This is a genomic window from Formosimonas limnophila (assembly GCF_014652675.1).
Classification (GTDB): domain Bacteria; phylum Pseudomonadota; class Gammaproteobacteria; order Burkholderiales; family Burkholderiaceae; genus Hydromonas; species Hydromonas limnophila.
In genome coordinates this window covers 54,189-68,379 of sequence record NZ_BMZG01000006.1, presented here as the reverse complement: position 1 = coordinate 68,379, position 14,191 = coordinate 54,189, and the positions used below count along the sequence as shown (strand labels likewise).

The window sequence follows — 14,191 nt, the reverse complement described above, 5'->3', positions numbered from 1 at the left end:
GGCGATTGCTTTTTTGGTTCTTGGTTCATTGATACCTAAAATCAGAAGCCCCTGTCCCTTGCGGGAATGGTGGCGTTATCCATGGTTTTTGGTGAGGTAAACGACCAGTATTGGTACTGCTCCATTTTTTAACTTCACCTGTATTTTATCCCTTTTCACACTTATCTTATGTCCAATCCCACGTTCATTCACCTACGCATGCACTCCGAGTTTTCTGTGAATGATGGCATTGTGCGTATCGATGAGGCTGTGGCAAAGGCAAAGTCCGATGGCCAAGGCGCGTTGGCTTTGACGGATTTGGGCAATACGTTTGGATTGATTAAGTTTTATAACACGTCAATAAAGGCTGGCGTGAAGCCGATCATGGGTGCAGATGTGTGGGTGACCAATCCTGATGATCTGGCGCAACCGACACGACTATTATTACTCATTAAAAATCGTGCTGGTTACTTGAGGCTGTGCGATTTGCTCAGTCGTGCATACATGCAGGAGGAGCGAGCGACCCATGCGCAGCTCCATCCGTCATGGTTATTCGACGAAGCGGGCGCGAATCACGGTTTGATCGCTCTGTCAGGTGCGCATTGGGGCGATGTGGGTCAAATGTTGCTCAAGGGCAAGACAGACGAAGCCGAAGCACGCGTACACCAATGGCGCAGAGCATTTAACGACCAGTATTATTTAGAGGTTCAGCGACTCGACACACCTGAGTCAACACAGCAGACACTACTGGCAGCCGAACTGGCATTTGATACCAAGACACCGCTGGTGGCAACCCATGCTATCCAGTTTCTCACACCTGACGAGCACAGGGCGCATGAGGCGCGGGTGTGTATTTCGCAAGGCGAAATTTTATCGAATCCCAGACGCGTCGCCGCATTTAGTCCGTGTCAATATTTAATGACACAGGCGGAGATGACAGAACGTTTTGCTGATTTGCCCAGTGCGCTGACCAACTCAGTCGCGATTGCACAAATGTGTAATCTCACACTGGATTTGGGCAAACCTCAACTACCTGACTTCCCGACACCCAATGGCGAAACCATCGCGGAATACACTCGGACTCTATCTCACCAGGGCTTAGAGGAGCGGCTTGTCAAACTCTATTCCGATCCCGCCAAACGCGAAGCAGAGCGCGAACGCTATGTCTCTCGACTGAATATCGAGCTCGACACCATCATCCAAATGGGCTTTCCGGGCTATTTTTTGATTGTGGCAGACTTCATCAACTGGGCGAAAGAAAACGACGTGCCTGTCGGTCCAGGCCGTGGTTCTGGTGCAGGCTCGTTGGTGGCGTATGCGCTGAAGATTACAGATCTTGACCCACTCGCTTATGATTTGCTGTTTGAGCGATTCCTCAATCCTGAACGGGTCTCCATGCCCGACTTTGACATTGACTTTTGTCAGGACGGTCGCGACTCGGTGATTCAGTATGTCAAAGATCATTACGGCCATGATGCGGTGTCGCAAATTGCCACGTTTGGTACTTTAGGCGCGAAGGCGGTGATTCGTGACGTCGGCCGCGTGCTGGACATGCCGTATAACTATTGCGACAGTTTATCCAAACTCATCCCACACGACCCAGCCAATCCGTGGACACTGGAAAAAACACTCGCTGAAGAACCTACATTCAAAGAGCGTGTCGAAAACGAAGAAGAAGCCCAAGAAATCGTCGCATTGGCCAAACGCCTTGAGGGTCTAACGCGCAACATCGGTATGCATGCGGGTGGCGTCCTCATTGCACCGGGCAAACTCACGGATTTTTGCCCCGTGTATTGCGCGATGGGCACGAATTCAGTGGTTAGCCAATATGACAAAAACGATGTTGAAGCCATCGGCTTGGTGAAGTTCGACTTTTTGGGTTTGCGCAACTTAACGATTCTCAAACTGGCGGTCAAGTACCTCAAGGATTTGAATCCTGATATGGTGGATTTTGTCTTAGAAGACTTGCCGCTGAATGACCCTAAAGTATTCGACATTTTCACCAAAGGTAACACCACTGCCGTATTCCAATCTGAGTCACGCTCAGCGAAGGACCTTGAGAAAAAACTCAAACCCGACAGTTTTGAAGACATCATCGCACTCATGGCTTTGAATCGCCCAGGGCCGCTCGGTTCAGGCATGGTGGACGACTTCATTGCCCGTAAAAAAGAGCAGGTCAAAACAGGGCGGGGCAACGACGCATGGTATTTTGACAACCGCCTCAAACCCGTACTCGAATCCACCTACGGCGTGATGGTCTATCAAGAGCAGGTGATGCTGGTCGCGCAGATTCTCGGCGGATATTCGCTGGGCGGTGCTGACTTGCTCCGTCGCGCGATGGGTAAAAAAGACGCGGCAGAGATGGCACGGCAGCGAGACGTTTTTGCGAAGGGAGCTTCAGAGCGTGGCGTGTCGGTAGGTCTGGCGACAGAGTTGTTTAACCTGATGGAAAAATTTGCCGATTACGGGTTTAACAAGTCGCACTCGGCAGCTTATGCACTGATTGCATATCAAACTGCGTGGTTCAAAGCTTACCACCCCGCCGAATTCATGGCGGCCACTATGTCATCGGACATGGACGACACAGACAAAGTACAGATTTTTTATCAAGACTCCGTCGAAGACAACGGCTTAACCATCCTGCCACCGAACATCAACGAGTCACACTATAACTTCGTGCCAACGAATGCAAAGACCATACGCTATGGCCTAGGTGCCATCAAAGGCTCAGGTCAAGCGGCGATTGAAGCCATCGTGCGCGAACGCGAAGCCAACGGCGCATTCACCAGTTTTTTTGATTTTTGTATGCGCGTGGATAAGCAACTGGTCAACCGCCGCACCCTCGAAGCACTCATCAAAGCAGGTGCATTTGACACACTGCACGAAAATCGTGCCAGCGTGCTTGACTCGGTAGAGCACGCCCTAGAAGCAGCACTACACGCCGAACAAAACAAACATCAAAACAGTTTATTTGACGACGCACAGACCCTCAATGCCGAGTGGCAAAACCAGCTCGCACAAACCGCTCCATGGACACTGCGCGAAAAGCTGGCGAACGAAAAATCCGCCATCGGTTTTTACTTGTCGGGTCACCTATACGACGAGCATGAAGCCGAAGTCAACACCATCGTCAAAACCCGATTAAATAAAATCACGCCACAGCGTGAGCCTGTCCTCTTCGCTGGCATTATCACCGCGGTGCGCACCATGTTCACCAAGCGCGGTAAAATGATGTTTGTCACACTCGATGACAAAACCGCCCGTGTTGAAGTCTCAGTATTCAACGAAACCTTCGAGCGATACTCAAGCCTACTCAAAGAAGAGCACCTCGTCATCATCTCAGGCACGGCGAAGAAAGACGATTACACAGGTGGTGTGCGCGTCGTCGCGGACAAAGTCATGGATATGGCGCTTGCGAAATCAGCACAGGCCAATAACTTGATCATTCACGTAAACACTCAGCAAAGCACCTTTGATGTTAGCATTCTTAAAACAATTTTAACCAGTGGTTATGATGAGGATGGGCTACCCATTTTAGTCCATGTTTATACAGCGGGCGCCTCTGCAGACATCCGGTTAGGTTTAGATTGGCGGGTGATACCCAAAGACACACTTTTAAGCAGTTTAGAAAACCTGCCATACGTTGAATCAGTCGAGGTTATATAAAAAATGGCCCTCCCTTCACATAACTTTATTCTTTGACATCATGCGCTTACTCAAAAAACCTCTAATAAAGAATAGTTGGTTATATTTAATATCTTTGGGTGTTTTACTCATTACATGCTCAACATTTTTGGGGCTTAATAGATCAACTGACGGCCTTAAGTCACTGGTTTGGTTTTGGTTCATCGGCACAGCCATGATTTGGTTAGACAGCAGGCTTTGGCATGGGAAAAACCGCGCATGGAGTTTTTTCACTACGATATTTGTTTTAGATTTGGCGGTTCAGGGAGTGGTTCGGCAGTTTTTCGGCGCTACACCTTCACCCTCAGTGATAGCAGAAGCTTTGGCTAACACAAACGCCAGTGAGTCACTGGGATTCATGGCCGAACAAGCGAGCCTGATTGGAATATCGGCTTTCTTTGCAATCTTGAGCTTTGTTGTTCTATTTTTGTTTAATAAGCGCGTTTTACCCACATTGCAAAGCAGCATCTCATTTGCCAAACCAGCTTTTTTGATTTTTTGTTGGCTCACCATTGGACTGCTTCATTTTAATCAAACCATGCTTCGACAAGAGCCTTTCTTAAGATGGATTGTGGTGATCGCCCGCCACCAAGAAGCGCAGGCAGAAATTAAACAACTCCAAACCATGCGCCAACAGATCAAGGCTTCTCAAAAGGACTGGCATGTCCGCCTTAACGATGACAAAGAAAAAACCGTTGTTCTAATCATTGGTGAAAGCGCAAACAAGCACAACTGGGGTAACTATGGCTACCCTCGACCAACCACGCTACCTTTAGAAAACACACTGAGTGAATTATCAGGCCACACTGTTTGGTTTAGAAATGCAGCTTCTACTGCCGCTTTTACCTTGCCATCGCTACAACGCGCACTCACGCCAGCGAGCAAAGAAACCCCCGACAAATGGAAAAACACGCCCGATATATTCATGCTTGCCAATGCGGCGGGATATCAGATCACGTGGTTATCCAATCAACCAAGCAATGATGGCTGGATTGCCACACTGGGGAAAAGTGCCGATAAATCTGTTTTTATCAATAGTGGCAACTGGCGAGATAGCTCAACCACAGACCTTGATTTATTGCCTGAACTCGATAAGCATTTGTCATTGCCTGCGGCGAAAAAAGAATTGATTGTTTTGCATTTACTTGGACAACACTTCCACTACCAGCTCCGCTGCCCAGACAACATCAAACCTTACGAAGGCATCGATGATGATCAAGTCATGCAACTCATGAAATCTCAAGGCAGGTCAAGTGCCATTAGAAAAACCAGAAATGATTACGACAATGCAGTTTATTGCGGGTCGATTTTACTTTCAGATGTACTCAAAGATCTGGTCAAAAAACGTGAAAACAGGGATCTGAGCGTCGTATACTTCTCAGATCACGGCCAAGAAGTTGGTCACTCACAGAATTTTGCAGGTCATAGTGAGGCCACAAGCAACGGTTACGACATCCCTTTGTTTATCTGGAAAAACACAGTGGTTACAGAAAAGAATATTTTTCATCAGGAACCTTTTTCTTTAGACGACTTGGACTATCTGATGCACGACGTATTAAATATCAACAGTTCATTTTATAAGTCCAATCTCAACACACAAAAATCCGTTATTTACCTCAAATAGTATTGCAATAGGTTACGAATATGCCCAAGCACTCAGTTCACATCAGCCATTTAATTTATGCTTATTTTTTTGCATTCTTACTCTTTAGGGGCGTACCTGACTTAGGTTGTATTTTATTAGCCTTACTCGGTATGTTCATCTCACTGCAGACTGGAGTTCGACATCAAGTGTTGATAAAAATTGGCGGTTGGTCAAAACAAGACACATGGCTCTCTCTGTCAATTGCCAGCGTATTTGTTTTTAAACTACTGTCTATGTTATGGTCAAACAATCCTGAATTGGCTTTGAAAAATGCAATCTGGCATATTTACTTAATCACATGGCCCTTAGTTTTTTTGGCTATATGTTACGCCAAACCAAACCTAATTAAAGTTTTGAAAGCATTATCTTATGGCATGATTATCATCACTATTTGGAACGTAGTGGCAATTTTGTTTCAATTGCCGTTTTATCATCTACGCCCAGGCTTTGATTTAAACGCTGGGATTTTAGCAGAGTTGCTGCTTGTTTCAGGGACATGGCTTCTTGTTGCAGCAACCGACAAAAGCGAGGGGCTAAGACAACATGAAAAATGGTTGTTCGCCATTTCTTCAGGATGTGCGTGGTTTACGCTCTACACCACAGGGCGACGCACCGAGTGGATTGCATTTTTTATAGTAGCCCTCGTTATCATACTTTGGCGCCTCAGACGACACCTGACACCAACACGTACCCTCATCCTTTTTGGCGCAGGGGTTTGTATGCTTGTTACTTTTTTCTATCTTAGACAAGAGCGATTTTTGCTGGCATATCAAGAAGCAATAAGCTATTTGCAGCAACCAAACAAAGAAGTCTTCAATCAAAGCATGGCGACATCCGTTGGCGCTCGACTTGAAATGTATCGCTTGGGCATTTCCGCTTTCCTAGACAACCCAATTTTAGGCATCGGTGCTGGTGCACGGCCGTATTTATTGCCTGAATACGGCGGCGGGGGTTTAGGCGGTGTACTTTTTCATCACCGACATTTTCATTCCGAGTATCTGCAGGCACTAGTTGAAGGAGGGGTGATTTGGGCAGTGATTTTTGCCACAGCAATTGCCTATTTCATCAAGAAGATGGTGATTGAAAAACATGCAAATGAAAATTTAATTTCTATGCTGTCTTTCGCGCTAGTGGCTTGCTTCATGATGGCAGGCACAGTCAGCGCCTCCCTCATTTATAATCAGCCTGTGGCAACTTTTGTGGTGTTTTCAGCCCTGCTTTGGGCCACCAGCAGAACAAATAATTAAAAACTGTGATTTAACCAAAAAACAACCCCGATGAGGGGTTGAATCTTTTCTATCAAACCAATTGTTAAAAGTTACCCAACAGCCATCCAGATTAAAAAACTTCTTATAGATGCAAGTTCAAATCAAACGCTTTCCCAAGCTCTTTTGTAAAACAGCCAGAGGCGATAGCTCAGGATAAACCAAAGCCTCAGAAGGAACATGAAATGTCTGCTCAAACATGTACTGACCACTCATGGCTGCGTGCATCACCTGATCAGAATAAACCACCCAAGTTGTACCAGGTGAGAACAGAACCTCCTGCTGCAATGAGTTCTTTTGATAACTCACATCCTCTTTAGCCAAGTCGTGTAATTGCAACATGCGATGATCATATTCTGTTCGTGGGCGCTTGGTGATTTTAAGTGCATGCATCAATCTACTTTGTAAAGGCCACATAGCTTTGGTATTTTGCAAAAATCTTGCCGCCATATCAGGAAATGGCTCACCCACTCGCCAAACCCTCGGAACACCAACTGGGTTAACATTGGTAAACACGCGCAACAAACGAGTACCCATGGTTGGATTGGATGGAAACGAATCCACATGTAGTCGCGAGTCATCTTTGCGATATGAACTTGATCGTGTTTCTACTAGGAACGGCCTGAAACTCGTATTGGCGACTTTCAGATAATTTTGATAAGCAGGAAACAACTTCAGAACCAAAGACTGAGCACTGTCGGAATAACGTTGCAGTAAATTTTTCAACTGCTCCAAATCTGAAGTGGTGCCTTGCGCACCTTTAAGCAATAGCCCCTGAGGTTTTGGCTGTAAAGATATATTTTTTGCTTTACCATCAGACCAAGAGGGCGACAAAAATCTCTTTTCTCTCTCACTCAACTCAAAACTCAAATGAGGTAGAACAAGCACATTACCTTGCTCCAACTCAAAAACAGCATTTTCGACATCGTGGTCCGAATCTTGGTTATACCAAGACTCAATCGCAAACTCTCGAGTGAAATCCATTGTGTCTCCTTCAGTTTTATAGAACGTCTATTTCAGTTCAGTCGATTATAAAAGTTAAACCCAATATCACTAATTGGTTGTTACAATACGGAATGAAAACTACCATGAAATTGACTTAATGAAATCATCAACTATGGTAAGCAAACATTCTAGGGTATTCTCAAATGGCACGCAAGCCAACACCTCACTGAGCAATAAATGACACGACTGAACAGTCCATTAAAAATCCTTCATGTGATACTGTCAAGCGAATTCGCTGGTTCAGAGCGTTACTGCGCTGATCTAGCGAACCTCCAATCCACTCAGGGACATGAAGTTCACGTTGCTGGACGCGCTCGGTCACCCACTCTGCTTGCCCTGAATGACAAAGTACAAGCACACGCTCTGACATTACCCCTATTATACACATGGCCTATTCGTCAAATAATTAAACGTTACCAGATCGACGTGGTTCACGGGCACCTGAGTCACGCCTGCAAAGCCTTAGCTGGTATACGACACACAGCCGTCAGGATAGGCACGCTCCATGTTGGATACAAGGCTCACCAACATGGTCATTTGGATGCGTTGGTCTGTGTTAATCCATTACAGCAGATGCAGCTGAGTAATTTTCATGGGCTGAGCGCTGTAATTCCCAACTGGCTACCTTCACCAGACCCATTCAATATGCCATCGAGTACTTCTTGGCGAGAAAAACTGAACCTGAAACCAGACACAATCGTCATTGGTAGTGTGGGACGCTTGAATTACAGTAAAGGCATGGACGTTTTAATCAAAGCCTATCAGCAGGTTGCACCGATCAATTCAGTGCTGGTGATTGCGGGTGAGGGACCGCACCGAGCCAAACTAGAGAAGTTGTGTGCTGGTGATACGCGCATCCATCTGCTCGGACATCAAGCGGACGTCCGATCTGTTCTATCCAGTATAAACTTGTTCGTTTCAGCTTCGCGGGAAGAAACATTCGGCCTAGCGATTATAGAGGCAATGCAGCAGGGATTGCCAGTTATCGCCAGTGCCACAGAAGGCCCTTCCCAACTACTGAGTTCACACCCCATTCCCTTGCTCCCCCCTGGTGAAGTCGAACCATTGGCTCAGGCTTTGAAGGCATGGTTGCAACGACATATACAAACCAAACCCCAACAAATTAACTACGACTTGCGAGATTTTTTGCCCACTTTGGCATTACAACGCATGGACGGTTTATATTTAGATGCATTGGCAGTGAACCAAGCATCCACAAGGTCAAGGAGATCTGATGCTACATGCCCCTTACAGTGACTTTTGGCAAGTTGGCCTGAGTTTACACCCACAAACTAATTGGTTAGATCATCCAAACGAAGTTCGAGCAGATGCCCAAATTCATTGGATGCCTGACCCAGGCCCCTGGCGCTACCGTGCCGATCCCTTTGGTCTAAACCATCAAGGGAAAGTACATGTCTTTGTCGAATGCTATGATTACCGTACAAAGCATGGCATTATCGAGCATGTGGCTTGGTCGCCCGATGCTGGATGGGGCGTTGCACAAGAGGCTTTGGTGAAACCTTACCACCTATCTTATCCACAGGTTTTTCGGCATCAAGGTGAGATATGGATGCTGCCAGAAAGCCACCAAGCAGGCGAAGTGGCGTTATACCGTGCGCGAAATTTCCCGAATGACTGGGTTAGGGAAAAGGCCTTGCTTTCTGGTTTACCTGTTGCCGAAGCCTCTTTGTTGCAGCAAAATGACCATTGGTGGATGTTTTTCACTTTGGTGGGGCCTCAGGCTCGTGACCAAAGAGAGCTGCACATTGCAATGGCTCCAACGTTGTGGGGACCATGGCAGTTGCACCCAGCCAATCCCATTCGAGTTGATAAAACTTCAGCCCGCCCAGGCGGTTCGCCCTTCATCAATAATAGAGGGTTTGTATCACTGCCTGTTCAGGATTGCAGTCAAACCTACGGAGGAGGTCTGCGCTTTTTGGAGTTTCAAAAACTGTCCTTACAAGAGGTCGCTTGCACAGTCATCGGCCCAACCTGGCGGGGAGCCGATGTTTCATCTTTATTTACCGAAGGATTACACACACTGTCGGGCACAGAAGACTGGAGTCTGATCGACTGCAAGCGCATCAGTCGCTCACGCGAGCGACAATGGCTCGACTTACAGAGACGCTGGCGACGACTATTCCCTTAAAGGAAACCATGCCATACGTTTTTAAGTTATAGCAAAAGGTTATTGACTATCTTGACCAATTTAGAACATAAACCTATAGCTTGCTATGACAATCACTCCGGCATCAATGTGGCAGTCACACGCTTGTCAGCACTCAAAAACTTGGACACTGTTGACTGAATGTCGTCCACGCTGATTGCTGCCAAGCGTTTTTCATAGGTTCTAGCGGATGCTGGATCGTGGCCATTTTTCAGCGCATTAGAAAATTGCTCAGCACCGAATTCATTGGTGTTTTTGCTTTGTCGGAAGTTCGCCAGAAAACCTTGTCGAACTTTTTCAAGCTCTGCTTGAGTAGGGCCTTCCTCAATCAAATTTTGTACAATCGATAAAGTTGTTTTTGTGAGTTCATCAACACGCGCAGGGTCACATGGAAAGGCAATGTCGAATCGATAAGAAGGATTTGGGCGATCAATGAGGCCACCCGATGCGCCTGGTGAATAAACACCACCAAGCTCTTCTCGCAACTCTTTAATTAAACGCTCTGTCAAAATATCACCGGCCATAATCAGCGAGAGATTATCACGCGGATCAAACTCTGCTTGACCACCGTACATAATGCGCACTTCGCTCACATTGTCTTTCCCTTTTTTCACCGTAATAGCTCGTTGGGTAAAGTCCAGCGGATAGGGGCGCTCTTTGTACTGCGGCATGACACTCATCTGGCTGGGTAGACTTGCCAAGTACAGTTCACTGTAGCGACGCAATTCTTGTGGGTCAATTTTGCCAAAAAATGAAAAATGCATGCCGTTGGCGTTACTGTATATTTTCTTAAAGCTGTTGTATGCCACATCATAATTGGTTTGCTCCCACGCTTGTGCTGTTGGATAAATACCTGTGAAGCGAGGGTTTTTTCGGTTCAGATCCAACTGAACTTGATTGGCAAAATAACTCTCACGATTTTTATCAGCATTCGCGGTCGCAGCGATGCTGCGCTCTTTGAACGTCGCGAAAACATTGGAGTTTTTATTCAGACCAGTGATGAGGCTATACATCAGCTGAAAAGCAGACTCACTGTCTCTGGGGGCAAATTGACCTTGCAGCCCATGAGACGTCTCATCAATGTCATAGCCAATATTGATGGTTTTACCAGCCAAAAGCTGCGCGACTTGGGTTTTGGTCAAGCCGTTATAACCCGCATCCTCTAAACCAGGTATCGCCCATTGGCTTTGACGCCATTCTTGATCAGTCAATAATGAGTAACCACCATCAGAAAACGCATTGACGCGAATCTGATTGTCGTTGTAATCGTTTTGTTTGTAACTCACTTTGACACCATTGGACAAAATCCACGTCACCACACCCGTTAGAGGATCCTCTTCACTTTTCGTCACACGACCAGCCACCGGCAGTTTGGGGAGCAGTGCGGTCGCTCGAGCCGTGGCTTTTAAAGGCTCAACAGCAGGCGTGGTGGAGATAATTTGTTTGATTTTTTCAACCGTCAGTGCATTGTTTTTGTCATTGCTGGTGACAAACACAATGCGATTCTCTGGTCTAAAATGCTGTTTGACCAATTGGTTGATTTGCGCAATGGTGATGGTGGGCAAATATTTCTTCTGTGCTTCATACTCCCAAGGAATCGTCGGCAAGGGCTCGTTTTCGGTCACTCCGCGAATGTATTCCTCGGCTTTCTCAGCGGACTCGACTTTGCGACGGTTCAGATAATAGTCCTCAATGTTGGCAAACATGTCACTTTTTGCCTGCTCAAGCTCGTCTGCAGAGAACCCATGCTCGATAATGCGTCGACTCTCAATGTGCAAGGCTTGCAAAGCGTCGGCCTGCTGACCTGAAGCAGCAATCGCCATGAGCGTATAAGCTTTTTTACTGCGTATGAAACCACCAAGCTCATCACGGGTACTTTGAGCACCAATGAATGGCTGTTTACCTGAGTCCAAGAGCGCAGCAAAACGTTGATTAATCATTTGACTGATCAGCATTTCACGCAGATTTTTAACATAATCACCATCGGTTTTATCAATCGTGACATTGTTCATGTCTTTGTAAGCCATCATGATGATATTTTGACTCACTTCGTCGCTTTGATACACACCGACAATTGGCTCAACATTATTAGGGACGGTGATGGCCGGAGTTGTGACTGGTTGTGGCGGATTTTTGTAATCAGCGAAATGCTGCTCCACCAATTTTTTAGTCGCTTTGGGGTCAACGTCACCGACGACAATCACCGACATTAAGTTCGGACGATACCAGCGTTGATAAAAATCACGTAAGGCTTGTGGCGCAAAGGTTTTAACATTTTCTACATCGCCAATCGGATCACGCTTTGAATACTTCGAGCCTTTAGCAAGAGTCTCCACCATTTTGGTTTGCTGACGCGCTTGAGGACTCAAACTGCTACCGCGCCACTCCTCAACAATCACGGGACGCTCTTTGTTAATTTCCTCCGTATCCATCGTGGCATTAAAAGCCCAGTCTTCTAGTACCTGCATAGCTGTACTCAAATTTTTGGGGTTCTCCAGGGGAATCGGCAGCACATAAACCGTTTCGTTAAAACCTGTGTACGCATTCAAATCAGCACCAAAGCGAACGCCCATCTCCTCAAGGGTATCAATCATTTCACGCTTGGGGAAATTTTTGGTACCGTTAAAAACCATGTGCTCTGTGAAGTGAGCCATGCCAGATTCCTGATCTTCTTCGTTCAAAGAACCGGCTTGTACCACCAAACGAAGCTCAGCCTTTTTGGCAGGCGTCGTATTGGGTAATATGTAATACTTCACACCGTTACTCAACTGTCCATGCGTGAGCTGATCGTCCATCGGAATCGTTTTGTTTAAGTCACCCTCATTGTAAGCTACGGACTGTGTTTGAGTGGCCAAAGGCGCTGCTACAGGTGCCTCAACCACTTGTGCAAAACTCAACTGCGAAATGGCCAATGCCATGATACTTAAGCTGGTGCGGATGACGATACTTGTCGATGAACTCATAATCTGCTCTTTTCTCTTCTTTATTTGGGTTTGGACCAATGAATGAAATGATACCAGCTTTAGTTGATGACTCGTCAGGCAAGCGGTATTTCCTGCTTTATTGAGCCGCACAAATGTGGATTTAGCGTGTTTGAGCCAATCGCCTGTCATTTCGCACCTGTTTCGCCCAAAACCCATCATCAATGGCAGGTTTACATTGGAAAAAGCCCGCTTTTCGGCGATAATTGAGCCATCCCTTTATATTTATGGAATCCCTCATGAGTCGCGTCTATAACTTTGCCGCAGGTCCGGCCGCTTTGCCTTTGCCCGTTCTCGAAAAAATGCAGGCCGAATTGCTCGATTTCAACGGCACAGGCACATCCATCATGGAAATGAGCCACCGTGGCGCGGTGTACACCGAGGTGTTTATGCGCACACGCGAAACTTTGCGCCGTTTGCTCAATGTGCCATCAAATTACCAAATCCTATTCATGCAAGGCGGCGCGATTGGGCAAAACGCAATCATCCCGCTCAACTTACTCGGCGGCTCACGCAAAACCATCGACAGCGTCATCGCAGGCGCATGGTCACTGAAAACCCAAAAAGAAGCCGCACGGTATGTCTCATCGGCCGATGCTGCACCCATCATCGCCAACTCTGACGACGGACAAGGCCGCTTCACCCATTTCCCCGAGTTTGATACGTGGCAATGCTCCGCTGAATCAGCTTACATCAACATCTGCACCAACGAAACCATTCACGGCGTCGAGTGGTATCCGTCACGCGAAGTCTCCGACGCCGTGCACGCCTCAGGCTCGTTTTTCGTCGCCGACATGTCGTCACACATTTTATCCCGCCCGATTGACGTCACCCAATACGGCGTCATCTACGGCGGCGCACAAAAAAACATCGGCCCCGCAGGTGTCACCTTCGTCATCGTGCGCGACGACTTGCTTGATTTGCAACACCCGCTTTGCCCATCGGCATTTAACTGGCGCAACGTCGCCAACAACGACTCGATGTTTAACACGCCACCGACGCTCTCTATCTACATCGCAGGCTTGGTGTTTGAATGGCTCGAAGCGCAAGGCGGTGTCACTGCCATGGCAGCCATCAACGACGTCAAAGCCAAACTCCTGTACGACGCCATCGACAACAGCCAACTCTATCGCAACGACGTACAAAAACCCTACCGCTCATGCATGAACGTGCCGTTTTTTCTCAATGATGAATCATTAAATGCCGCATTTTTAGAACAATCCGCCGCCGCAGGTTTAGCCGCTTTAAAGGGACACAAAATGGTCGGTGGCATGCGGGCGAGTATTTACAACGCCATGCCTATGGCGGGCGTAGAGGCGTTGGTTGCGTTTATGCAAGCGTTTGAAAAAAATCACGGTTAAAACCCGCAGGATACAATAAGCACAGCGCATTACACCGCAGTCTTTAATACACAAACAAAAACAGTGCAATGCGCAAAACCGCTGATTGCACCACAATTTAAACC

General features: G+C 47.0%; 9 protein-coding genes and 1 pseudogene. 7 read left to right on the top strand and 3 right to left on the bottom strand.

Annotated elements, in window-relative coordinates; genetic code table 11:
- The first annotated feature begins 168 nt into the window (after positions 1-168).
- Complete coding sequence (gene dnaE / locus IE082_RS06570) at positions 169-3,645, top strand: DNA polymerase III subunit alpha (RefSeq protein WP_189493126.1); 3,477 nt, start codon at positions 169-171, stop codon at positions 3,643-3,645.
- Positions 3,646-3,924: 279 nt separating this feature from the next.
- Here the strand turns inward: dnaE and IE082_RS06565 are convergent, their stop codons facing one another.
- On the bottom strand, positions 3,925-4,176 hold the full coding sequence (locus tag IE082_RS06565; protein ID WP_189493125.1) for a hypothetical protein: 252 nt from the start codon (positions 4,174-4,176) through the stop codon (positions 3,925-3,927).
- A gap of 25 nt (positions 4,177-4,201) precedes the next feature.
- Here IE082_RS06565 and IE082_RS06560 point away from each other — a divergent pair, with 25 nt between their 5' ends.
- On the top strand, positions 4,202-5,287 hold the full coding sequence (locus IE082_RS06560) for a phosphoethanolamine transferase (RefSeq protein WP_189493124.1): 1,086 nt from the start codon (positions 4,202-4,204) through the stop codon (positions 5,285-5,287).
- A gap of 20 nt (positions 5,288-5,307) precedes the next feature.
- Positions 5,308-6,555 (top strand): O-antigen ligase family protein, encoded by a 1,248-nt coding sequence (locus IE082_RS06555; protein ID WP_189493123.1) that lies wholly within the window; start codon positions 5,308-5,310, stop codon positions 6,553-6,555.
- Positions 6,556-6,672: 117 nt separating this feature from the next.
- Here IE082_RS06555 and kdoO read toward each other — a convergent pair whose 3' ends face one another.
- Complete coding sequence (gene kdoO / locus IE082_RS06550; RefSeq protein WP_189493122.1) at positions 6,673-7,557, bottom strand: Kdo hydroxylase KdoO; 885 nt, start codon at positions 7,555-7,557, stop codon at positions 6,673-6,675.
- Between the two features lie 198 nt (positions 7,558-7,755).
- On the opposite strand from kdoO, the pseudogene IE082_RS11465 reads away from it, so the two are divergent.
- The 3 genes and pseudogenes from IE082_RS11465 to IE082_RS06540 all read left to right on the top strand — a co-directional run.
- Positions 7,756-8,184, top strand: a pseudogene (locus tag IE082_RS11465) (glycosyltransferase); the annotation flags it as partial.
- A gap of 39 nt (positions 8,185-8,223) precedes the next feature.
- Positions 8,224-8,835, top strand: coding sequence for a glycosyltransferase (locus IE082_RS11260; RefSeq protein WP_229809748.1), 612 nt, complete (start codon positions 8,224-8,226; stop codon positions 8,833-8,835).
- Positions 8,813-9,727, top strand: coding sequence for a glucosamine inositolphosphorylceramide transferase family protein (locus IE082_RS06540; protein WP_189493120.1), 915 nt, complete (start codon positions 8,813-8,815; stop codon positions 9,725-9,727). The genes IE082_RS11260 and IE082_RS06540 overlap by 23 nt, the downstream gene beginning before the upstream one ends.
- A gap of 92 nt (positions 9,728-9,819) precedes the next feature.
- On the opposite strand, the gene IE082_RS06535 is transcribed toward IE082_RS06540, so the two are convergent.
- Positions 9,820-12,708 (bottom strand): M16 family metallopeptidase, encoded by a 2,889-nt coding sequence (locus IE082_RS06535; protein ID WP_189493119.1) that lies wholly within the window; start codon positions 12,706-12,708, stop codon positions 9,820-9,822.
- Positions 12,709-12,965: 257 nt separating this feature from the next.
- Here IE082_RS06535 and serC point away from each other — a divergent pair, with 257 nt between their 5' ends.
- Positions 12,966-14,087 (top strand): 3-phosphoserine/phosphohydroxythreonine transaminase, encoded by a 1,122-nt coding sequence (gene serC, locus IE082_RS06530; RefSeq protein ID WP_189493118.1) that lies wholly within the window; start codon positions 12,966-12,968, stop codon positions 14,085-14,087.
- Positions 14,088-14,191 lie beyond the last annotated feature (104 nt).

Bases quoted from the DNA above. Each gene is read 5' to 3' on its own strand.
- dnaE (WP_189493126.1), top strand. From the start codon at position 169: ATGTCCAATCCCACGTTCATTCACCTACGCATGCACTCCGAGTTTTCT.
- IE082_RS11260 (WP_229809748.1), top strand. From the start codon at position 8,224: ATGCCATCGAGTACTTCTTGGCGAGAAAAACTGAACCTGAAACCAGAC.
- serC (WP_189493118.1), top strand. From the start codon at position 12,966: ATGAGTCGCGTCTATAACTTTGCCGCAGGTCCGGCCGCTTTGCCTTTG.
- IE082_RS06560 (WP_189493124.1), top strand. From the start codon at position 4,202: ATGCTTCGACAAGAGCCTTTCTTAAGATGGATTGTGGTGATCGCCCGC.
- IE082_RS06535 (WP_189493119.1), bottom strand. From the start codon at position 12,708: ATGAGTTCATCGACAAGTATCGTCATCCGCACCAGCTTAAGTATCATG.
- IE082_RS06540 (WP_189493120.1), top strand. From the start codon at position 8,813: ATGCTACATGCCCCTTACAGTGACTTTTGGCAAGTTGGCCTGAGTTTA.
- kdoO (WP_189493122.1), bottom strand. From the start codon at position 7,557: ATGGATTTCACTCGAGAGTTTGCGATTGAGTCTTGGTATAACCAAGAT.
- IE082_RS06555 (WP_189493123.1), top strand. From the start codon at position 5,308: ATGCCCAAGCACTCAGTTCACATCAGCCATTTAATTTATGCTTATTTT.
- IE082_RS06565 (WP_189493125.1), bottom strand. From the start codon at position 4,176: ATGGTGAGCCAACAAAAAATCAAAAAAGCTGGTTTGGCAAATGAGATG.